18 protein-coding genes and 1 rRNA gene are annotated in these 21,861 nt (G+C 68.5%); 9 read left to right on the forward strand and 10 right to left on the reverse strand.

Going from position 1 to position 21,861, the window contains the following annotated elements; translation table 11 throughout:
- Positions 1-3: 3 nt before the first annotated feature.
- Positions 4-120, forward strand: a 5S ribosomal RNA gene (gene rrf, locus ABGA98_RS43210).
- Positions 121-176: 56 nt separating this feature from the next.
- Here rrf and ABGA98_RS43215 read toward each other — a convergent pair.
- Positions 177-659, reverse strand: coding sequence for a GNAT family N-acetyltransferase (locus ABGA98_RS43215; RefSeq protein WP_347624293.1), 483 nt, complete (start codon positions 657-659; stop codon positions 177-179).
- A 218-nt stretch (positions 660-877) separates the two neighbouring features.
- Entirely contained in the window at positions 878-1,642 is a 765-nt protein-coding gene (locus ABGA98_RS43220) for a PhzF family phenazine biosynthesis protein (RefSeq protein WP_347624359.1), read from the reverse strand.
- 168 nt (positions 1,643-1,810) lie between these two features.
- Here ABGA98_RS43220 and ABGA98_RS43225 point away from each other — a divergent pair, with 168 nt between their 5' ends.
- Positions 1,811-2,194 (forward strand): cell division protein SepF, encoded by a 384-nt coding sequence (locus ABGA98_RS43225; RefSeq protein WP_132331033.1) that lies wholly within the window; start codon positions 1,811-1,813, stop codon positions 2,192-2,194.
- A 464-nt stretch (positions 2,195-2,658) separates the two neighbouring features.
- Here ABGA98_RS43225 and ABGA98_RS43230 read toward each other — a convergent pair whose 3' ends face one another.
- The 5 genes from ABGA98_RS43230 to ABGA98_RS43250 all read right to left on the reverse strand — a co-directional run bounded on the left by ABGA98_RS43230 (position 2,659) and on the right by ABGA98_RS43250 (position 9,940).
- On the reverse strand, positions 2,659-3,948 hold the full coding sequence (locus ABGA98_RS43230) for a hypothetical protein (RefSeq protein WP_347624294.1): 1,290 nt from the start codon (positions 3,946-3,948) through the stop codon (positions 2,659-2,661).
- Positions 3,949-4,109: 161 nt separating this feature from the next.
- Positions 4,110-5,837: an arginine--tRNA ligase gene (argS, locus tag ABGA98_RS43235; RefSeq protein WP_347624295.1), complete on the reverse strand. Its 1,728-nt coding sequence runs from the start codon at positions 5,835-5,837 to the stop codon at positions 4,110-4,112.
- The gene (locus tag ABGA98_RS43240) at positions 5,834-8,176 is read right to left on the reverse strand and encodes an HAD-IC family P-type ATPase (RefSeq protein WP_347624296.1); all 2,343 of its coding nucleotides are present in this window, start codon (positions 8,174-8,176) and stop codon (positions 5,834-5,836) included. The genes argS and ABGA98_RS43240 overlap by 4 nt, the downstream gene beginning before the upstream one ends.
- Positions 8,177-8,187: 11 nt before the next feature.
- Positions 8,188-9,207, reverse strand: coding sequence for a phosphate acyltransferase PlsX (gene plsX / locus ABGA98_RS43245; protein WP_347624297.1), 1,020 nt, complete (start codon positions 9,205-9,207; stop codon positions 8,188-8,190).
- Positions 9,208-9,382: 175 nt separating this feature from the next.
- Positions 9,383-9,940 carry a DUF1707 domain-containing protein gene (locus ABGA98_RS43250; protein ID WP_347624298.1) on the reverse strand — a complete coding sequence of 186 codons (558 nt, stop codon included), beginning with the start codon at positions 9,938-9,940 and terminating at the stop codon, positions 9,383-9,385.
- A gap of 176 nt (positions 9,941-10,116) precedes the next feature.
- Between ABGA98_RS43250 and ABGA98_RS43255 the strand changes: the two genes are divergently transcribed.
- Complete coding sequence (locus ABGA98_RS43255; RefSeq protein ID WP_347624299.1) at positions 10,117-11,433, forward strand: lysine 2,3-aminomutase; 1,317 nt, start codon at positions 10,117-10,119, stop codon at positions 11,431-11,433.
- 460 nt (positions 11,434-11,893) lie between these two features.
- Positions 11,894-12,718, forward strand: a complete 825-nt coding sequence (locus tag ABGA98_RS43260; protein ID WP_347624300.1) for a hypothetical protein — start codon at positions 11,894-11,896, stop codon at positions 12,716-12,718.
- A gap of 785 nt (positions 12,719-13,503) precedes the next feature.
- On the opposite strand, the gene ABGA98_RS43265 is transcribed toward ABGA98_RS43260, so the two are convergent.
- The 3 genes from ABGA98_RS43265 to ABGA98_RS43275 all read right to left on the reverse strand — a co-directional run bounded on the left by ABGA98_RS43265 (position 13,504) and on the right by ABGA98_RS43275 (position 15,641).
- Complete coding sequence (locus ABGA98_RS43265; RefSeq protein ID WP_165975076.1) at positions 13,504-13,677, reverse strand: hypothetical protein; 174 nt, start codon at positions 13,675-13,677, stop codon at positions 13,504-13,506.
- Between the two features lie 169 nt (positions 13,678-13,846).
- A complete protein-coding gene (locus ABGA98_RS43270) occupies positions 13,847-14,713 on the reverse strand; it encodes an ABC transporter ATP-binding protein (protein ID WP_347624301.1) in 867 nt (288 codons plus the stop codon).
- The gene (locus tag ABGA98_RS43275; RefSeq protein WP_347624302.1) at positions 14,706-15,641 is read right to left on the reverse strand and encodes an ABC transporter permease; all 936 of its coding nucleotides are present in this window, start codon (positions 15,639-15,641) and stop codon (positions 14,706-14,708) included. Before ABGA98_RS43275 ends, ABGA98_RS43270 begins: the two co-directional genes overlap by 8 nt.
- 472 nt (positions 15,642-16,113) lie before the next feature.
- Here ABGA98_RS43275 and ABGA98_RS43280 point away from each other — a divergent pair, with 472 nt between their 5' ends.
- From ABGA98_RS43280 to ABGA98_RS43300, 5 genes are all read left to right on the forward strand, one after another.
- On the forward strand, positions 16,114-17,754 hold the full coding sequence (locus ABGA98_RS43280) for an ABC transporter substrate-binding protein (RefSeq protein WP_347624303.1): 1,641 nt from the start codon (positions 16,114-16,116) through the stop codon (positions 17,752-17,754).
- 126 nt (positions 17,755-17,880) lie between these two features.
- Positions 17,881-18,825, forward strand: coding sequence for an ABC transporter permease (locus tag ABGA98_RS43285; protein ID WP_347624304.1), 945 nt, complete (start codon positions 17,881-17,883; stop codon positions 18,823-18,825).
- Positions 18,818-19,786, forward strand: a complete 969-nt coding sequence (locus tag ABGA98_RS43290; protein WP_347624305.1) for an ABC transporter permease — start codon at positions 18,818-18,820, stop codon at positions 19,784-19,786. The genes ABGA98_RS43285 and ABGA98_RS43290 overlap by 8 nt, the downstream gene beginning before the upstream one ends.
- 13 nt (positions 19,787-19,799) lie before the next feature.
- Positions 19,800-20,846: an ABC transporter ATP-binding protein gene (locus ABGA98_RS43295; RefSeq protein ID WP_347624306.1), complete on the forward strand. Its 1,047-nt coding sequence runs from the start codon at positions 19,800-19,802 to the stop codon at positions 20,844-20,846.
- Positions 20,830-21,846 carry a dipeptide ABC transporter ATP-binding protein gene (locus ABGA98_RS43300; protein ID WP_347624307.1) on the forward strand — a complete coding sequence of 339 codons (1,017 nt, stop codon included), beginning with the start codon at positions 20,830-20,832 and terminating at the stop codon, positions 21,844-21,846. Before ABGA98_RS43295 ends, ABGA98_RS43300 begins: the two co-directional genes overlap by 17 nt.
- The last annotated feature ends 15 nt before the right edge of the window (positions 21,847-21,861 follow it).

Raw genomic sequence — 21,861 nt, forward strand, 5'->3', positions numbered from 1 at the left:
GGTTACGGCGGTTATGGCGGGAAGGAAACACCCGGTTACATTCCGAACCCGGAAGTTAAGCTTCTCTGCGCCGATGGTACTGCACTCGGGAGGGTGTGGGAGAGTAGGTCACCGCCGGACAATCTTTCTGGAGGGGGTTTCGACGCGCACAGCGTCGAAACCCCCTCTTTTTTGTGTTACTCGAAGGGCTTGGGGGGAACGGCGAGGCGGTAGACCTGCCGGGAGCCGCCTTCCGGCCCGGGATCGGTGGCCTCGGCAGGAGTGAAGCCGAGCCGCTCGTAGAAGGCGCGTGCACCGCTGGCGGAAGCGCCAGGGTGGTCAGCGCCGAAGGTGACCACCTCGACGCTGCCCGGGCCACGTACGTACCTGCGCATCGCGTCCGCCATCAGCGCCCGGCCGATGCCCTGCCCCCGCGCCTGCTCCGAGACGACGAGCCAGCGGATGTGGTATGTCGGGGCATGTGAGGTTCCGAACAACAGTCCGCCGAGGAGACCCGGGCCCGAAGAGACTGCGACGAGCGCCGTCGACCGGCGGAGGTTCTTGTGCACGGCGTCGTGGAAGCCGGGCTCCACGACCATGGGCCCGAACCAGTGTTCGACCTCAGAGGCCAGGCTGAGGAAACCGGGGAAGTCGTGCTCGTCCGCGACTCTGACCATCATTCATGCAGTGTGCCAGTTGTGCGGTGCACGTCGCTGAGAGGGGAGCGCATCCCCATGGTGCTGGCAGAGCAGAGGTACGGCGATGCTGCGCTCGGCAGGTTGATGTGACGAGCCTGTTCGGCTCGTTCGCTTTCGGAGAGGCGGCATGACGAACAGAGGGTGTCCGCGCACGAGACGCTCGCGGTCGGGGCGCAGGCCGCCTCCCCTAGACGGAGCTTTCAGACGTCCAGGATGCCGGAGAGTACCGTTACGGCCCGGCCGGCCAGGTGGACGCGGTCGCCGTCGTGAGTCACGTGCACGAGGCCCCCTCTCTCCGACAACTGGGCCCCCACCAAGGAAGGGCGGCCGAGGCGGGACGACCAGTAGGGAGAGAGCGCGCAGTGGGCCGAGCCCGTCACCGGGTCCTCCGGGACGCCGACATTGGGGGCGAAGAAGCGGGAGACGAAGTCGGTCTCCGTGCCCCTCGCGGTGACGATGACACCTCTCGCGTCGACGGCGGCCAGGGCTGAAATATCGGGGGTCAGCGACCGTACCGATTCCTCTGACTCGAGCTCGACCAGCAGGTCGAGGTGGCTTTTTCCGACGCGGACCGGGGTCGCGCCGAGCGCTTTCTCCAGGCCTGCGGGAACGGTGGAGGGGGTCACCTCCTTCGCCGGGAAATCCATGGTGATCATGCCGTCGGAGCGACGATTCACGGTAAGCGTCCCGCTGGCCGTGGTGAATTCGAGCCGGCCGCTCGCCGCCCCGGTCGAATAGAGGACGTGGGCGGTCGCGAGGGTGGCGTGACCGCAGAGCGTGACCTCGACCACGGGCGTGAACCAGCGTAGAGAATCTCCGAGCAGGTAGGCGGTCTCGGAGAGGTTCATCTCGGCGGCTACGCTCTGCATCCATCGGTCAGTAACCGGAGAGTCCAGCAGGCAGACCGCTGCGGGATTACCCTTGAAAGCTGTGTCCGTGAAGGCGTCCACAGTGAAGAGGCGCATGTGCTCGATGCTATCCAGGGGTCGGATATCCAGCTGCAACCGGGCTGCAAGCCGTACAAAATGGAATTAGTCCTGGGCGTGTCGCGTGGCGAATGCGGAATCGTCGGTTACCGTCCAATGTGTAGGGACGTGCCGATTACGGTGAGTTCCTGAGGAAAGGACAAGCCGATGGGGGCTGTGCGCAAGGTGGTGAGCTACCTTGGCCTGGGCGGAATCGACCAATACGACGAGGGCTACGACGACGACGGGCACTACGAGGACGAATACGTGCCGGCTACGGAGCGGGCCGCCAGACGGTGGCGCGCGAACGTCGACTCGTCACGCATCGTGATGGTCCAGCCGCTCAAGTACAACGACGCGCCGATGATCGGTCAGCACTTCCGCGACGGGCAGACGGTGATCATGGACGTCACGGGCATGCCGATGCCCGAGGCGACGAGGATGGTCGACTTCGCCGCAGGGCTGGCCTTCGGGTGTGAGGGAAGGATCGAGCGCATCGCCGACCGCGTCTTCCTGCTCGCGCCGGCACACGTGGAGATCGAGGTTTCGTAGGAGACCCGCTGTGATGCGGGCCGCGGGTCTCCTGGCGGGACCAGAGCTCCTTGTCGCGCGCGGGCGCGACGGGACAGCGGCCGGGTCACACCGGGAACGGGCAGCGGTGCGTTCGCACGTTCAGCCCCGCAGGCCAGGCCTGCAGGTCAGTCGCGATGGCGGGCCGGTGAAAGCCCCACGTGTGCGGGTCTCAACCCCACGTGCGGGCGGGGGAATCCCGGCGCGGGCCCTTGCAGCACGGTACGGGCAGGGAAGCCCAGCGCGGGCCCTGGAGCACTGTACGAGCGGAGAAGCCCGATGCGGGCCCTGAGGCTCCGTACGGGCAGGGAAGCCTGCTGCGGGCCCATGAACCACTGAGTGGCGAGGAAGCCCAGCACCGGGGCTGCGGCAAAGTCGGCTGCGCGTTCTCAAGTCCACCGTGGGCAGGAAGCCAGGTGGTCAACCTTTTCGTACGGGCGGGAAGGTCAGCCTGCGCGTGGGCCGCGGCGGATCAGCCGGGCCAGCTCCACCGCGTCGGCGGCGGCCTGCTTCGCGCGGGCGTCGGCTTCGCGGGCGTAGGCGTGCAGGGCCCACACCGCCCCCTCGGCCAGTTCTTTCAGCTCGCCCACCTGGGCCGTCACGTAGCGGGCGTCGGCTTCGACGAGCTTGCGGCGCAGCCAGAGCTGCCAGCCCGCCAGGCCGATCATGGCCACGGCGGCCGCGACGAGCAGGTGGTTGAGGAAGACCGCGCCGACGAGGCAGGCGACCCCGGCGACGATCAGCACCATGGCGGCCCATGGCCGGCCGCGCGGCACGACCCCGTCGGCGACGATGGCGTCCTCGGCGGCGGTCATCGAGAGCTCGTCGGGGCCCTCGGGCCGCAGGTGGATGCGGTGGCCGAGCAGCGGCACCGTCAGCGTCTCCGGCGGCTCCAGGCGGCTGTCGGCCTCCAACTCCTCGGCGACGCCCCGCAGGATGGGCGCCGCCACGTGGAGGGCGATCGCCGCCAGATGCGGGTCGGCGCCGGGGCGCAGGTCGTCGAGCAGGTGTGAGCTGAGCGAGGCCATCGGGCCGGCCGGTCCGCTCTGGCCGATCAGCGAGCGCAGCACGGCGAGTGGTTCGTCCTCGGCCCAGGACGTGGCGGGGCTGCCGGTGCTGTTGTCGAGCGGAGCGGAGGAGTCGTGGTCGGACTGCCGGGCCGAGGTGATCTCGGAGACGCGGCCGCGCAACCTCGCCAGGCGGGCGGCGGCCACCGCGGGCTTGGCCAGCTCGGGGATCTCGGCCATCTCGGGGAAGTCGACCAGGGACGGCGGCACGACGACCGACGGCTCGTCCGGCACCAGCGACCGCATCCACTGCCGCGGGTCGGCGTGTTCCTGCACGGCCAGTACGTCGAGCTTGCGCAGCACGAAGATCTTGCCGGCGGGGCCGTAGGCGCCTCTGGCGGCGGCCAGCCAGAGCGAGCGCTGCCCGTGGGTGACCGGCCGGTCGAGGGACAGCTCGCCGAAGGCGGTGCCGAGCCATGAGGCGTGGATGCGGCTGCCCTGCCCGGACACGGCCAGGGCCAGGCAGAGGAAGAGCGCGGTCTGTTGCTGGTCGCGCCCCGCCGCCCTGCTCAGCGGCTCGAGGGGGTCGTCGCCGGCGAGGATGGCGACCAGCGCCTCGACAGCGGGAGGCAGCCAGTAGCCGGGGATGTCGCGGAAGCCCGGGGCGGCGGGAGGTGCGGAGCCGTTGGCGGCGAGGTGTGCCAGCAACGCCTCCGCGTAGCGATGCACCTCCGTCGCTGCTTGGGGGCTCGCAGTCAGGTCCGTGCTCAAGGCAGAGAACTCCCCCATTTCGGCCTCAGTTCATGACCGCGTAAAGCCTAGCCGCTGGGGCGCGCCAACTCGGTGAAGGCGCGCCCACGACGGAACGGGAGCTTTGGGTCAACTGCGTGTTACATGCGCTCGGGAACGGGGACGCCCAGCAGGTCGAGCCCGGTCTCCAGCACGGCCATGGTCAGCGCGCACAACGCGAGGCGGGAGGCGCGCGTCTCCGGCGGCACTTCCGGCCGGAGCACCGGGCACTGCTCGTAGAACGTGCTCAGGAGGCTGGACGTCTCGTAGAGGAAGGCGCACAGCCGGTGGGGTTCGGACTGCTCGGCCACCTGCTCGACGAGCGAGCCGAAGCCGAGCAGATGGAGGGCCAGGGCGCGCTCGGCGGGGTCGCCCAGCAGGATCGGGCCCTTCGCGTCGGAGGGCTCGATGCCGGCCCGGCGGAAGATGGAGCGAATCCGGGCCGTGGCGTACTGCATGTAGGGGCCGGTGTTGCCGGTGAAGGCGAGCATGCGGTCGAAGTCGAGGACGTATTCGCTGTCGTGGCTGACCGACAAGTCGGCATATTTCACTGCGCCCATGCCGACAGCACGCGCGATCTCGCTCTTCGTGGCCTCGTCGTAGCCCCGGTCGGAGATCGCCGCCGTGGCCCGGTCGATGGCCTCCTGCAGCAGGTCGACCAGCTTGATGGACTCGCCGGAACGGGTTTTGAACCGGCGGCCGTCCTTGCCGAGCATCATGCCGATCTGGACGTGCTCGGCTGAGACCGTGTCGGGCAGCCAGCCCGCCACCCGCGCCGCCGCGAACACCATGCGGAAGTGCAGAGCCTGATCGGAGCCCACGACATAGAGGATGCGGTCGGCCTTGAGGTCGTGGACGCGGTAGCGGATGGCCGCCATGTCGGTGGAGGCGTAGCCGTAGCCCCCGTCGCTCTTCCTGACGATGAGCGGCAGGGGCTTGTCGTCGGAGCCGGTGAAGCCGGGCGGGAACACGCAGAGCGCGCCGTCGCTGATCACCGCCGCCCCGGAGGCCTCCAGGTCGTCGCACGTCTTCTGGAGCATGGGGTTGTACATGCTCTCGCCGGCGAGATCGGCGTCGGTCAGCGTGACACCGAGCAGCCGGTAGATCTTGTTGAAGTAGCGGACGGTGGCGTCCATGAACACGTGCCAGAGCCGCATCGTGTCGGGGTCGCCGGACTGCAGCGTGGTCACCCGCACCCGGGCGCGCTGCTTGAACGCCTCGTCGCTGTCGAACTTGGCCCGCGCCGCCTGATAGAACTCCGTGCCCATGCCGGCCTCGAGCTGCTCGACCGCGGCCTCCTCGCCGATGTCGAGCAGGTGCTCGACGAGCATGCCGAACGGGGTGCCCCAGTCGCCCAGGTGGTTCTGCCTGATCACGGTGTTGCCGAGGTGCTCGTGCAGGCGGGCCAGCGAGTCGCCGACGATCGTCGTGCGCAGGTGGCCGACGTGCATCTCCTTGGCCGCGTTGGGCGCGGAGTAGTCGATCACCACGGTCTGTGAGGGCGTGATCGAGCCGACGCCCAGCCGCGGGTCGGCCAGCACGCGCTGGGCCTCGGACTCGATCCACGAGTCGTCGAGGGTGATGTTGAGGAAGCCGGGGCCGCTGACCTCGACCGTGCCGGGGAAGTCGGACAGCGCGCCCTTGATCGCCTCGGCGACCTCCCGCGGTGCCCGTCGCAGTCGCTTGGCCAGGCTCATCGCGACGTTCGCCTGGAAGTCGGCGAACTGGGAGGGCCGGATCAGCGGGTCTGCGTCGGCGTGCTCGGGGCCGAACGCGTGCGCCAGCGCCTGCTGGACGCGCTCGGTGAGCACAATCTGCGGGTCGGTCATGCTTTAAGGGTACCGGCGAGCCTGACCGCGATGCTGATCGCCGCGGCCGCCACGACGGAGATGCCGACGGCCGTCAGATCCCTGGCGACGTCGCCGGGCTGGAGCGCGAAGAACTCCCTGACGAAGGGCAGCGTCAGGCTGACGGCGAACAGCACGGCCATGACGCCGACGAGGACCGTACGCCACCAGTTGAGCGGCCTGGCGATCAGCACGAGCACCCACCAGGTGGTGAGGAAGAGAGCGATCACCGCGGACGTCTGGGCCTGGACGAGCGTCGTCGTGCTGTCGTGGGCGACCCAGAACGCCAGCAGCACCGCCGCCGCGCACAACACCCCGGCGGGTACGGCGAAGCGCAGCACCCTGGGGACGAACCCCGGTCTGGCGCGTTCGAGCGTGGGCGTGAGCGCGAGGAAGAGCACGGGGATGCCGATGGTCAGGGCGTTCGTCAGCGTCGAGTGGCGTGGCGCGAAAGGGAACATCAGCCCCGCCAGCCCGACGACCACCGACAACACGATCGCGTAGAAGCTCTTGGTGAGGAACAGGTGGGAGACGCGTTCGATGTTGGCCAGCACCCGGCGGCCCTCGCCCACGAGGTGCGGCAGCGTGGCGAACTTGTCGTCCAGCAGCACCACCTGGGCGACCGCCTTGGTGGCCGGGCTGCCCGCCCCCATCGCGATGCCCAGGTCGGCGTCCTTCAGCGCGAGCACGTCGTTGACGCCGTCGCCCGTCATGGCCACGGTGTGGCCGCGGGACTGGAGGGCGGCGACGAACTCGCGTTTCTGCCGCGGGGAGACCCGGCCGAAGACCGTGTGGGAGTCCAGCAGCTCGCCGAGCCTGTCCGGGTCGTCGCGTGGCAACGTCCTGGCGTCGATCGAGCGTTCGCCGCCGGGGATGCCCAGGCCGGTCGCGATCGCCGAGACCGCGTCGGGGTTGTCTCCGGAGATGACCTTGACCGTCACGCCCTGCTCGCCGAAGTAGCGCAGGGTGTCTCGTGCGTCGGGCCTGACACGCTGCGTGAAGGTGACGAGGGCGACGGGCTCGGGCTCCGCCCATGACGCGTCCGCCGACAGGACGTCCGTACGGCACAACAGCAGCACGCGGGTGCCGGCGGCGGCCAGCTCGGCGGCCCTGTCGTAACACTCGCCCCCGTCGAGCAGCACGTCGGGAGCCCCCAGCACCCAGGTGCCGCGCTCGCCGAAGTCGGCGCCGCTCCACTTGCGCGTGGAGGAGAACAGCACGGTCGCGCGGGCCACCCACCCGTCCTCGACCTCGGGGAAGCGGGCGCGGATGGCCTGGGCGGTGGCGTTGGGCCGCTGGTCGAGGTGGGCGAGGGCGGCCAGCGCCGCCTCGACCGGCTGGCCGTCGCTCAGTGGCAACACCTGGTCGAGGTCCATCCCGCCGGCCGTGAGGGTGCCGGTCTTGTCCAGGCAGAGCACGTCGACCCTGGCCAGCCCTTCGACCGCGGGCAGCTCCTGGACGAGGCACTTGCGCCGCCCGAGGCGCACGACGCCGACGGCGAAGGCGATCGAGGTCATCAGCACCAGGCCCTCGGGGATCATGGTGACGATGCCCGCGACCGCGCCGGTGACCGCGGTGCCGAGATCGGCGGAGTTGCTGAGCTGGCTGTAGAGCAGCAGGCCGCCGACCGGGACGAGGAGCCAGGTGACGTACTTGATGAAGCCGGCGATGCCGTCCCGCAGCTCGGAGCGGGCGAGGTGGAATCTGCTGGCCTCCTCCGCGAGCCGCACGGCGTACGCGTCGGTGCCGACCTTCGTGGCCACGAACGCGCCGGAGCCCGCCACCGCGAAGCTGCCCGACAGGACCTCGTCACCCGGCCGCTTGTGCACGGGGTCGGCCTCGCCGGTCAGCAGGGACTCGTCCACCTCCAGCCCGTCGGACTCGACGACCTCGCCGTCGACCAGCAGGCGCTCGCCCGGGCCGAGCAGGATGAGGTCGCCCAGGACGATCTGGCGGGCCTCGATCCGCTGCTCCTCGCCGTCGCGGCGAACGCGTACGGGGGCCTCGTTGATCACCGCGAGGCGGTCGAGCGTGCGCTTGGCGCGCAGCTCCTGGACGATGCCGATCAGCGCGTTGGCCACGATGATCAGCCCGAACATGACGTCCTGCCACTCGCCGAAGACGAGCACGAGGACGCTGAGGACCCCGATGACGAGGTTGAACAGCGTCAGGACGTTGGATCTGAGGATCGCGCTCAACGACCTGCTCGAGCGGCGCGGGATGTCGTTGGTCTGCGCCTGCGCCACCTGTGCGGGAGTCAGGCCCCGCAGCGTTGAGGCAAGCCCGTCCACATGTCCCCCTGTCGCGTGGATCGGTCTCACACCCTAAAGGGTCACCACAGCCTGTGGGAGCGATGCGTGGCGGCGATCCGCTCGCCGACCTCGGTGACGGTGCCGCTCGACGACAGGTCGTCCGCGAGCCGGCAGGCCGCGCTGATCCCCTGGGCCCTGGACGAGCCGTGGGCGATGACGACGGTGCCGTTCAGCCCGAGCAGGACGGCGCCGCCGTACGCCTCGGTGTCGAGGCGGCGGCGCAGCTCGCGCAGGCGCGAGCGCTGCATGGCGGCGCCGAGCCTGGCCAGCCTGCTGTCGCCGATGCTCTCCTGGAGCTCGGCGAACGCGTAGCGGACCGCGCCCTCCATGGTCTTGAGCGCCACGTTGCCGGTGAAGCCGTCGGTGGTGATCACGTCGGCCCGGCCGGTCAGCAGGTCGTAACCCTCGACGTTGCCGGTGAAGTGGATGCCGGGAGAGCCCTGCAGCAGCTCGTGTGCGCGCTTGACGAGCTTGTTGCCCTTCTCGGCCTCTGCGCCGATGGTCAGCAGGCCGACCCTGGGCTGCTCGACGCCGTGGGCCAGCTCGGCGTAGGCGGCGCCGAGATGGGCGAACTGGACCAGCATCTCCGGCTTGGCCTCGGCGTTGGCCCCGGCGTCGAGCAGCAGGGTGGGGTGCGGGAGCGTGGGCAGGGCGACGGCTATGGCCGGCCTGAGCACGCCCTGCTGGCCTTTCAGCCTGAGCCTGCCGGTGGCCACGATGGCCGCGGTGGAGCCGGCGGAGACCACCGCGCCGGCGTCGCCGCGGCGTACGAGGTGGCAGGCGACGGCGAGGCTGGAGCGGGGGCGGCGCAGGCTGGCCAGCGCGCCCTCGTCCATGGCCAGGGCCTCCTCGGCCCGGACGATCGGGATCTCCCTGGTCGCGTCGTGGTCGGCGAGCGCTTCGTAGAGCACGCGGGGCGAGCCGACGAGAACGACGCGCAGGCCGCGCTCGCGTACGGCGTGGACCGCTCCCGCCACGGTCTCGTGCGGTGCGTGGTCGCCGCCCATGGCGTCGAGCGCGATGGGCCTGCTGTCGAACAATGATCACCTCGTACGGCATCGAGCCCGCCGTCATGGCTTGGCCGGAACGCGGGCTCGGATGTCCGCATCGTAGGCACGGCAGTGCCAGGTTAACCGGCGGGTAGGCCCTCTTGGTTCCCGCATGGGGCGCTTCCAGTCGTGCCAGGCCCGCTCGCCGTCGCGAGGTGGGGCGCCGTCAGCGCAGGTTCCAGTCGGACATCCCGCGCGACACGATCACCTTGGAGAACTTCGACGCACCCGTGACCCGGATCAGCGGACCGTCGGCCTCGGAGCCGCCGGTCACGTTGCGCTTGCCGAACATCGAACTGCCCTCGTCGATCACGTGGGCGTTCTCGGGGACGCGCACGATCAGCTTGCTGAACCAGGCGTTCGTCTCGATCGTGATCTCGCGGCCGGGCAGGACGGCGTCGGACAGGTCGATGATCAGCGCGCCGAACCGCGCGGACAGCCTGGTGTTCCTGGAGGCGACCCAGCGGCCCTTGCGCACGACCTTGCTGAACTTCGAGTCGATGACCTGCTGTTCGATGGCGGCAGGCACGTTTGCCGCGGCCACGTGGGGCAGGTCTTCGGTGATGGGGACGAGCTCTCCGACTGTTTTCGCGGTGTAGGTGAGATCGAGGCGGTCCGCGTGCTCGACGCTGGTGAGTCTTCCTGCGGCGAGTGCCTCGGACAACACGGCGGCCACGCGGTCGCGGTCGGCGTCGGAGGCGCGAAGGTCCGGATTGTCAGTCACGAGACGAGTGTAGGCCCATTCGCGATATGTCGCGAGTGTCGCCAAACCTCCAGAGAAACTTGGAGCCCGGTGGAACCGGTGACGCGACTGGGAGCGTCCGGGTATTAAGAACCGTAGACGCGCGACAGGGTCGTGAGGTTTACATCAGATCGAACAAAAAAGATGGGACAGGCCTAGTGATCTTGAACCAGGCAGGCACCCGACGCTTCAAGGCGTACACGTCCAAGCATCTCGACGAGCTGCTGCAGCGTGCGGGGCTCGGCGATGAGGAGCGGCTGAAGGTTCGCGCCGTGGCCACGGTGTTGCCGTTCCGGACGAACGCCTACGTCGTGGAGGAACTCATAGATTGGTCGGCCGCGCCCGACGACCCGATATACCGGCTCGTCTTCCCTCAGGAGGACATGCTGCCCGCCGAAGACGTCGCCCGGCTGGCCGACCTGCTCAAGGCCGAGGCGCCCAACGCCGAGATCCAGGCTGAGGCCAACCGCGTCCGCGCACAGCTCAACCCGCATCCCGCGGGCCAGAAGGAGCTCAACGTCCCGAAGATCGACAATGAGCCCGTCCCTGGCATGCAACACAAATATCCCGAGACCGTGCTGTTCTTCCCCAAGCAGGGGCAGACCTGTCACGCCTACTGCACCTACTGCTTCAGGTGGGCGCAGTTCGTCGGCGACGCGGACCTGAAGTTCGCCTCTGACGACATCGGCCAGATGGTGAGCTACCTGCGCAGCCATCCCGAGGTCACCAGCGTCCTGATCACCGGCGGGGACGCCATGATCATGGGCGAGCCCGTCATCAGGCGATATATCGAGCCGCTGCTGGAGCTGGAGCAGCTCGAGTCCATCCGCATCGGCACCAAGGCGCTGGCCTACTGGCCGCAGCGCTTCGTCACCGACCCCGACGCCGACGCCACGCTCGGCCTGTTCGAGGAGGTCACGAACGCCGGCAAGAACCTCGCGTTCATGGCCCACTTCTCGCACCCGCGCGAGCTGGAGTCGCCGCTGGTGGAGTCGGCGGTCAAGCGCATCCTCGGCAGCGGCGCCACGATTCGCACCCAAGCGCCGCTGATCAGGTCCATCAACGACGACCCCGCCGTGTGGGAGCGCATGTGGCGGCGGCAGCTCAGGATGGGCATGATTCCCTACTACATGTTCGTCGAGCGCGACACCGGTCCCCAGGACTACTTCGCGGTGCCGCTGGCCCGTGCGTACGAGATCTTCCGGGACGCCTACGCGTCCGTCTCCGGGCTCTGCCGCACGGTCCGCGGTCCGTCGATGTCCGCCACGCCCGGAAAGGTGTGCGTCGACGGCGTCACGGAGATCGCCGGGGAGCGGGTCTTCATGCTCCACCTCATCCAGGCGCGCGACCCCTCACTCGTGGGGCGGCCGTTCTTCGCGCGCTACGACCCGACCGCGGTGTGGCTGAGCGACCTCCGGCCGGCCTTCGCCGATCGTTTTCCGTTCGAGCAGGAGGAAGCCCTGCTGCCCGTCTGACGGTCGCGCGCGTCCAACGCGACCGGAAAATTACGCCCCGGCCCGTGACATTTGTTTTCGCGACCCATTGTTCACGGGCCGAAGGGTGGTTATGAGGCGGCCCGCGCGAAGTGCGCCGCGCGGGCGTGCGCTATCAGAAACAAGACCCTCCTATTTCCGTTTTGTCTTCCCGCTCAACGCTCCCCCCTCACTCGGTAACCGTGCTGCAAACCCCTTCCACATGGGCATTCATGAGCCTGCGGCCGGTCACAGCGAGTGATAGAACTGCTGGCGTAGCTCAGCCGTGACGGCACGCCCGATGTGGTGCCCATAGCGTGTACGCCACGGCATTCGGGGGTTATCGATTCGCATTTCCACCGCATTCGAGAGCGATCGATCACGAGCCGGGAAGGCAATCATGAATCGAGTAGTCAAGGCGGCGGTAGCCGTCACAACATTTGGCTTGGCGGCGGCTTTGGCCGTGCCGGCCCAAGCGGACGTCCTCTCCGGCAGCCGGAGCGCAGGCACCACCGCGACGAGCCCGCTCAGCGGCGGGATCACCGGCGAGCTGATGAGCGCGCTCTTCGGCGTCCCCGCCCAGCCGCAGGGGCTGACAGAGGCCGAGAAGGACGCCCTGGCCGAGTACAGGAGGATAGCCGACAACCAGCGGCGGACCATGGGCACGCCCAACTCGGCCGAGGACGTCACCAAGGGCGGCGACCCGCTGGCCGAGCTGTCGCCGATCGTCGGCGGGATGGGGCTCAGGAACAGCCGCGGCGTGACGTCGTCGCTGCCCCTGCTGCCGGGCGCGGCCCGCATGGCGGAGGCGGCGAACCCGTCGGCCAAGACGTTCCGGCAGGGCAGGAGCGAGGTCACCACCCAGGCCGCGACCGTGCACGGCGTCGTCGCCGCCCTGGCCGGCCTGGCCGAGTCGTCCCTCGGCGACACGCTGGTCAAGCTGCCAGCCACCGAGGGCGCGCCCGTCAAGGGCGTCGCGGCGCAGACCTCCATGTCCGGTCTCACGGAGGTCGCCAAGAACGCGCTGCCGGGCATCCCCGGTGGACGGCTGTCCACGGTGATCGGGAAGGTCGCGCCCGCCGAGGTGGCCCCGGTCGCCGAGGCGCTGCCCGGCGTGCCCAGGGCCGCCACCCTGGACGAGCTCACGCCGCTCGTCCAGGAGGCTTCGGGCGCCGTCGAGACCAGCGGCACCAAGGCCGCCGGGTCCTACCGCGACGTGATGACCGCGCTGGGATGGTCCACCAGCGCGCTGACGAGCTCGGTGCGGAAGTCCTGGGACCGCGACTAGCCACGACGGAGGCGCCGGCGAGCGTGGCTCGCCGAGGGCCGGCATGAGGGTTCGCGGGCGTCACAGGTGCCGACGCCGGGAGCCAGGTCGTGCCGGTGACCCGTAGGCCGTCTCCTCTGCAGGAGGAGCGGCACATCGCCGTCCACGGATCGGGATCTCACCGTGGCCGGGACGCCGTCGCGCTGACGTGCCAGGCCGGTGGAGCGCTCACAGGTGCCGAGCGCTCCGGGCCGGCCGGGCATGGGTCGCGAGTCGTCGCGCGTACGGGCCGCGCACGCGGGTGGTCTCATGACGGGCGAGGGCGGACGCGTCCGCGCCCGGGGCGAGCTCGCGCACCGCGCCGCCACTGCAGGGCGGCGGCGCGCCGCACGAGCCGCCCGCCGCCGGCCCCACCCCGGGGTCGGCGGCCTGCTTTTTTCCTTCCCTTACGGCACCGCCAAGGTCACCCCACCCCGCGCACGTGGCTGAGGGCCTCCAGGGAGACGCCATCTGACCGCCACGTGGCGGGCCGCCGACACGCTCGCATCGCCGGCCGTCCAAGGCTGGACCTGCCGCCCGGAGGCGCCCGGGAGCGCGTTGACGACGCGGGTGGCTCGATGAGCGGCGAGCGCATGAAGTGCGGGCCCGAGAGGACCCTTTCCCGCGGCGTGGTGGAACCATGGCGTTCCGTCTCGTCAGTACGGCGTGTCGCGGCGGGGCGGGGGAGGCCGGACGACGCCGTGCGGCGGGGTCAGGGCAGACCAACGCGATGCGGCCGGGCCAGGGCGGCCTGGCGCCGTGCGGGGTCAGGGGAGGCGGACGCCGGTGCGGCGGGCTATCTGGGCCTGCAGCCTGGCCATCTGCCAGTGCAGCTCCAGGAGCTGCTCGGCGAGCTGCATCCGCGGGATCTCGGACACGTCTTCGGTGGCCAGGTGGTCAATCGCGGCCGAAAGCTCTCCCATCGCGCGCTCCCACTCCATCGCCGTTCCTCAGATCGAATTGGCGTTCGAATTCTATCGGAACGGCAGGCTCGCTGTCAGTCATTAACCCCTCCCGTCGCCCGTGTTTCGTACACGAGATCGAATGCTGGGCAGGGCGAAAGGCGCCACACCGGCGGCGGGTCGGTGCGGCGGCGGGGTGGGAGCGGGGTCAGCCCTTGTTGTAGGCGGCGATGACCTCTTTCGGGTCGCCGTCCATCTTGATCTTGCCTTTGTGCAGCCAGATGACGCGGTTGCAGGTCTCCTCGATGACCTTGTGGTCGTGGGCGACGAGGAAGACCGTGCCGGCCGACTCGCGGATCTTGCGGATGCGCTCCTGGCTCTTCTTGCGGAACTCGCGGTCGCCGGTCGCCAGGGCCTCGTCGATGAGCAGGACGTCGTGGGTCTTGGCGGAGGAGATGGCGAAGCGCAGGCGGGCGCCCATGCCGGAGGAGTAGGTGGACATGGGCAGCTGGACGAACTCGTCGATGCCGGAGAAGTCGACGATCTCCTGGTATTTCTCGCGGACCTCGGCGGGTGTCATGCCCATGGCGTAGCAGCCGAGCACGATGTTGCGCTCGCCGGTCAGCTCGCGCATGAGAGCCGCGTTGACGCCGAGCAGCGACGGCTGGCCGTCGGTGTAGACGGCGCCCTTGTGCGGCGGTAGCAGGCCCGCGATGGCCCGCAGCAGCGTGGACTTGCCCGAGCCGTTGCGCCCCACGATGCCGATGGCGTCGCCGTGGTAGGCCACGAACGTGACGCCCTTGACCGCGTGGACCTCTTTCATCTGCGGGCGCCCCTGGCGCTTCAGAAGGCGCGTGAGGGCGTTGACCGCGTTGCCCTTCTCGCTCTCCGAGGCCGCGCCGTAGACGCGGTAGACGATGTGGAGGTCGTCGACGATGACGGTCGGAGTGCCCGTGGGGACGTCAAGAGGCCGCTTGCCCGAGGGCTTCGGTTCGGGACGCGCCTTCGCATCCTTGCCCGGGACGGCGGGCTTCTCGCCCTTCACCTGTGACAGCTCCTTGGTCAGTTCAGCCACGCCCGTACCTCTCCTCGGACCGCCAGAAGTACCAGAAGCCGAAGCCGAGTGCGAACACCGCCCAGAATACGCAAGACAGCACCACTGTTGCCGGGGGGTGGTAACCGTACTGCGGGTTGTGCGACCCGATGAGGATCTCGCGCATCCACTCGATGTAGGAGGCGGCTGGGTTGAGGTACATCACGTCCGCCACCCACTGCGGCAACTCCGCCTTCCCGACGACCTTGTCCTGGATCGAGAAGAACACGCCCGAGGCGTAGAGCCAGGTGCGGGAGATGAACGGCAGCAACTGGTTGAGGTCGCGCATCTGCGCGCCGAGCCGGGCGACCACCAGGCCCATCCCGACGTTGAACATCGTCTGGAGCAGCAGCACCACCGGGATCATGAGCCAGAACCAGGTCGGCCACTCGCCGGTGGCCCAGACGATGGTGAGGAGCACGCCCATGGAGATGGCGAGCTGCTGGAGCTCCTGGATCGTGTACGCGAGCGGCAGCGAGGCCCTGGGGAAGTGCAGGGCCCGGATCATCGACAGGTTGCCGGAGATCGACTTGGCGCCGGCGGTGACCGTGCGCTGCGTGTAGGTGAAGATGAACATCCCGGTCAGCAGGAACGCCGGGTAGTTGGTGATGCCGTCTCGGCCGCCGAGGACGACGCCGAACATCACGTAGTAGATGCCGGCGTTGAGGAGGGGAGTCAGCACCTGCCACAGCTGGCCGAGCGCCGAGCTCGAGTATTTCGAGACGTTGCGCGAGGTCGCGTATGTCAGGATGAAGTGGCGCCGCTGCCACAACTGGCGCAGGTAGACGGGGAACCTCGGCCGCGCGATGGCACGGCGAAGCCCATATCGCTTGGCGAGCTTGGCCAGCGGCTCCTGCCCGCTCCGGCCGCCCGCCTGGGCGTCCGCGACAGCGGATTCCGGCTGGCTCATGGCAAGGACTCTATTGGATCCCGGTCGGTGAGGTGCCTGTCGCACGGGTCGGCGACAGTCAGTTGGACGGAGTCTCGGGACGCTGGGTTCCAAGGCGTCGTCAAGACCTGCTCAACCGTAGCCCAGCCGGGCGGGGTGTGACGGCAAGGGCGCGAGCGCCTTCGTGTAGGGGGTAATTTTCATCGACAGTTCACGTCCATGCAGGACCTGCTTGGGGTGTTCTGGGCGGTTTCATACCGATAGGGCTAATTGTCTGTGACGGTGGATAGGCGTACGTGTGACCGAACTGCAACGCGCCAGAGACGTCCTGGTGGCAAGTAGTGAGGGATAGTCGCGATCGACTGGCAGGGCGTCGGCTGGTTTGACCATGTCAGCCAAACCCGGGGGGATACCAGGACCCCCCCGTCAGGCTGCTCACGATCACCGCAGCTCAGCGCTTACGCCCACCTGTAGAGGGAGGAATTCTTTCACCATGCGTGTTACTAAGGGCGCACAGATCGTCGCCGGTACCGCGCTGCTCGCCCTCGCGGTTGCCGCGTGTGGCGGCGGTGCCTCGGACAGCGGTGGCACTGCCGCGGGCGGCGGGGACACCACGCCGGTCCGCATGGAAGTCGGTGAGCCTCAGGAGCTGCTGAACCCGCAGAACACCACCGAGACCGAAGGCGCCGAGGTTCTCGCCGCGCTCTTCTCTCCGCTCGTCGACTACGACGAGAACAAGCAGCCAGTCGAGGAGGCCGCCGAGTCGATCACGACGGAGGACAGCAAGGTCTGGACGATCAAGCTGAAGTCCGGCTACACGTGGCACGACGGCACCGCCGTGACCGCCGCCGACTACGCGCGCGCGTGGAACTATGGCGCGCTCCAGGACAACGCCATGAGCGCGTCCTACTTCTTCGGTCGCATCGACGGATACGAGGACGTCCACCCGGGCGAGGGCAAGAAGCCGTCAGCCAAGGAGATGAAGGGCCTCAAGGTCGTCGACGACCTCACCCTCGAGGTCACGCTCGCGGCGCCGTTCTCGCAGTTCAAGACCATGCTGGGCTACACCGCCTTCTACCCGATGCCGGAGTCGGCCCTCGGCCCCGACGGCAAGGTGACCCAGGCCTACGGCGAGCAGCCGATCGGTCAGGGCCTGTTCAAGCTGGACAAGCCCTACAAGAAGGGCACCGACGCGACCATCGAGATGTCGGTGTACGACAAGTTCCCGGGCAAGAAGCCCTCGAACTGGACCAAGCTCCAGTTCAAGCTCTACACCAGCGCCGAGACCGCGTACAACGACCTCCAGGCCGAGAACCTCGACGTCGACGACTCGCTGCCTCCCTCCGCGATCGCCAGCGCCAAGGCCGCGCTCGGCGACCGCTACTTCGACGAGCCCGACGCCTCGATCGGCTACATCGGCGTCCCGCTGAAGTACAACCCCGACTTCCAGGACGTGCAGGTCCGCCGGGCGATCTCGCTGGCCATCGACAGGAAGACCATTGCCGAGACGGTCTTCTCCGGCACCCGCGCGCCCGCCGACGACTTCATCAACCCGGCCATCCCCGGCTACCGTCAGGGCGCCTGCGACGCCTGCACGTACAACCCGGCCGAGGCCAAGAAACTGTACGACGAGGCCGGCGGCCCCAAGACCATCGAGATCGGCTACAACGCCGACGGCGGCCACAAGGAGTGGATCGAGGCCGTCGCCAACAACCTCCGCGCCAACCTGGGCATCGAGGTCACGCCCAAGCCGTTCGAGAAGTTCCAGGGCATCCTGGACGCGCTCGACAACAAGGAGTACAAGGGCCTGTTCCGCATGGGCTGGTCGATCGACTACCCGGCGGCCGAGAACTACCTGACCCCGATCTTCGGCACCGGTGCCATCGAGTCGGGTTCCAACTACGGCGGCTACTCGAACAAGGAGTTCGACGAACTGGTCAAGAAGGGCGACCAGGCGACCGACGCCGCCGAGGGTCTGAAGTACTACCAGCAGGCCGGCGACATCCTGATCAAGGACCTCCCCTACATCCCGGTCTACTTCTACCGGAGCAACTTCGGGCACTCCACTAAGGTGAAGAACGTCAAGCTCAACCTGCTCAACCAGATTGACTGGGCAGACGTCGAGAAGGCCTGACGTCGTTCGCCGGGGTGGACGGCCACGCCGTCCACCCGTCGGAGGGCTGAACTTGGAGGCAGCCACTCGAGCCGGGTAGATCACGGACTCCGAGGGCTGCCTCCAGGTGTGTACCGGAGGGCTTGAATGGGCCGTTATGTCATCAGGCGCTTGATCCAGGCGATCCCCGTCCTGTTCGGCGCCACGCTACTCATCTTCTGCATCGTCTTCGCGCTGCCCGGAGACCCCATCGCCGCGTTGTTCGGCGACAAGCGTCCCGACCCCGCGATCGCCGAGGTCCTGCGCGAGCAGTACCACCTCAACGATCCGCTGCTGGTGCAGTACTGGTACTACATCAGCGGCGTGCTCTTCGCGGGCGACTTCGGCGTCAACTTCGCCGACGTCCCCGTCTCCCAGATCATGGCGGGCAAGTTCCAGGTCACCCTGAACCTCGCGCTGACCGCGCTGGTCATGGAGGCCGTCATCGGCGTCGGCCTGGGCCTGTGGGCCGCGCTGCGCCGGGGCAGGGCCACCGACACCATGATCCTCGCCTCGACGCTGCTGTTCATCTCCGTCCCCACGCTGGTGACGGGATTCGTGTTGCAACTCCTGCTCGGCGTGAAGCTCAAACAGTGGACGGGCGCCGACATCTTCCCCGTCGCCGGCACGTTCGCGGGCTGGCGCAGCTACCTGCTGCCCGGCTTCGTGCTGGCGGGAACGTCGATCGCCTATCTGACCAGGCTCACCAGGACCAGCCTCGCGGAGACCCTGAGGGCCGACTACATCCGCACGGCCACGGCCAAGGGCCTGTCGAGACGCCGCGTCATCGGCAGGCACGGGTTGCGCAACGCGCTGATCCCGCTGGTCACCTTTCTGGGCGCCGACCTCGGCAACCTGATGGGCGGCGCGGTCATCACCGAGACGATCTTCAACCTGCAGGGAATCGGAAATCAGCTCTTCCAGTCGGTTTACTTGCGGGAACAACCGGTGGTCGTGGGCATCGTCACCATCCTGGTGCTGATCTACATCCTGGCCAACCTGGTCGTCGACATGTTGTACGCCCTGCTCGACCCGAGGATCCGCTATGAGTAACCCAACCCCGCCGGTCGGGCCCGGGCTCCCGGATACGCAGACCTTGGTCACGGAGCCCACCCAGGCGCCGGAGCGCGAGGGCAAGCAGGCCAAGGGCGGCAAGCCCGCCAGCCTGTGGACCGACGCATGGTACGACCTGCGGCGCCGGCCGATGTTCATCATCTCGGTGATCATCATCTTCGTCCTGCTGGTCATGTCGTTCTGGCCGTCGCTGTTCACCTCGATCGACCCGTTCAACGCCAGGAGCTGCGACCTGTCGACGGCGCGGCAGGGGCCCAGCCCCGGCCACCTGTTCGGCAGGGACAACCTGGGCTGCGACCTCTACGCCAGGACCATCTACGGCGCCCGCAACTCGATCATCATCGGCGTGTTCACCACGATCGTCACCACGTTGATCGGCAGCCTGCTCGGCATCATCGCCGGCTACAAGGGCGGCGCCGTCGACGCGGTGTCCTCGCGGTTCACCGAGATCTTCTTCGCCATCCCGGCGATCCTCGGCGCGCTGCTGATCGCGGCCACCTTCCGCGGCAAGGCCAACAGCATCCTGCTGGTCATCGTCGCGCTGGGAGTGCTCGGCTGGCCGATGACGTACCGCATCATGAGAGCGGCCGTGATCACCGCGAAGAACCAGGACTTCGTGGTGGCCGCCAGGGCGCTGGGCGCGGGAGCGGGCCGGATCATGTTCCGTCACCTGCTGCCCAACTCGCTCGCGCCGGTCATCGTCGTGGCCACGATCAACCTGGGCGGTTTCATCGCCGCCGAGGCCGCGCTGTCGTTCCTGGGCGTCGGCGTGCTGTCCCCGGACATCTCGTGGGGTCTGATGATCGCCGACGCGCGCAACCGGTTCCTGGAGGCGCCGCTTCCGCTGGTGTTCCCCGCCGCGTTCCTGTGCGTCACCGTGCTCGCGTTCATCATGATGGGCGACGCGGTGCGCGACGCGCTCGACCCGAAGCTCAGGTAGAAGGGGGGATCACGTGAAGAAGACGTCAGCGGACGTGCTGCCTGAGCTCTCCGAAGGTGGGGCGCTGGGCGACCATCCACTGCTCGCGGTCGACAACCTGCACGTGGAGTTCCGCACCCGCGCCGGGATCGTACGCGCGGTCAACGGGGTGAGCTACACCGTCAACCCCGGCGAGACGCTCGCGGTGCTGGGCGAGTCGGGTTCGGGCAAGTCCGTGACCGCGCAGGCGATCATGGGCATTCTCGACATGCCGCCCGCGGTGATCCCCAAGGGGGAGATCCGCTTCAAGGGCACCAACCTGCTCCAGCTGTCGGAGGAGGCCCGCACGCAGGTGCGCGGCCAGCGGATCGCGATGATCTTCCAGGACGCGCTCTCCGCGCTCAACCCGGTGTTCACCGTGGGCTGGCAGATCAGCGAGATGTTCCGGGTGCACCGGGGCATGTCCAAGGCCGACGGGCTGAAGAAGGCCGTCGAGCTGATGGACCGCGTGCGCATCCCGGCCGCCAAGCAGCGCGTCCACGACTATCCGCACCAGTTCTCCGGAGGCATGCGGCAGCGCATCATGATCGCCATGTCGATCGCGCTGGACCCCGAGGTGCTGATCGCGGACGAGCCGACCACGGCGCTCGACGTGACCGTCCAGGCACAGATCATGGAGCTGCTGGCCGAACTGCAGCGTGAGAGCCAGATGGGTCTCATCCTGATCACCCACGACCTGGGCGTCGTCGCCGACGTGGCCGACAAGATCGCCGTGATGTACGCGGGGCGCATCGTGGAGAACGCCCCCGTGCACGACATCTACAAGGGGCCCGCGCATCCGTACACGAAGGGCCTGCTGGAGTCGATCCCCCGGGTCGACCTCAAGGGCCACGAGCTGTACGCGATCAAGGGGTTGCCGCCCAACCTGCTCGATCTGCCGACGGGCTGCTCGTTCCACCCCCGGTGCCCGTACCGTCAGGACGACTGCGTGACCGACACGCCCCCGCTCCACGAGGTCAGCGGCACGCGGAACAGCGCCTGCCACTACTGGAGGGAGGTCCTCGATGGCGAGCTCCAGTGAGCGCATCCTCGAGGTGCGCGACCTGGTCAAGCACTTCCCGCTCACCCAGGGCATCGTGGTCAAGAGGCAGATCGGCGCCATCAAGGCCGTCGACGGCGTCTCGTTCGACCTGCACAAGGGCGAGACCCTGGGCATCGTGGGCGAGTCGGGCTGCGGCAAGTCCACCCTCGCCAAGGTCCTCATGGCGCTCGAACGGCCCACGTCGGGCTCGGTGACGATCAACGGCCGCGACATCGCCAAGGCCAGGGGCAACGAGCTCAAGCGCATGCGGCGCAACATCCAGATGGTGATGCAGGACCCGTACACCTCGCTGAACCCCCGGATGACCGTCGGTGACATCATCGGCGAGCCGTACGAGATCCACACCGAGGTGGCGCCCAAGGGCGACCGCCGCACGAAGGTGCAGGAGCTGCTGGAGGTCGTAGGCCTCAACCCCGACCACATCAACCGCTACCCGCACCAGTTCTCCGGCGGCCAGCGGCAGCGCATCGGCATCGCCCGCGGGCTGGCGCTGCAGCCGGAGATCATCGTCTGCGACGAGCCGGTGTCGGCCCTCGACGTGTCGATCCAGGCGCAGGTCATCAACCTGCTGGAGCGGCTGCAGAACGAGTTCGACCTGGCGTACATCTTCATCGCCCACGACCTGTCGGTGGTGCGCCACATCTCCGACCGGGTCGGGGTGATGTACCTCGGCAAGTTCGTGGAGCTCGGCAAGGACACCGAGATCTACGACCGGCCGGCGCACCCGTACACGCAGGCACTGCTGTCGGCGGTGCCGGTGCCCGACCCCGAGGGGCGGGAGCAGCGCGAGCGCATCATCCTCCAGGGTGATCCGCCGTCGCCGGCCAACCCGCCGTCGGGCTGCCGGTTCCGTACGCGGTGCTGGAAGGCGCAGGAGATCTGCGCGGAGGAGGAGCCGCTGCTGCAGATCCGGCCGGGTACGGCGCACGAGAGCGCCTGCCACTTCGCCGAGACGCACGACGTCGTCCACGTCGGCTGAACCATCGTGCAAGGG

Source organism: Nonomuraea sp. B1E8 (assembly GCF_039871515.1).
Lineage (GTDB): Bacteria > Actinomycetota > Actinomycetes > Streptosporangiales > Streptosporangiaceae > Nonomuraea.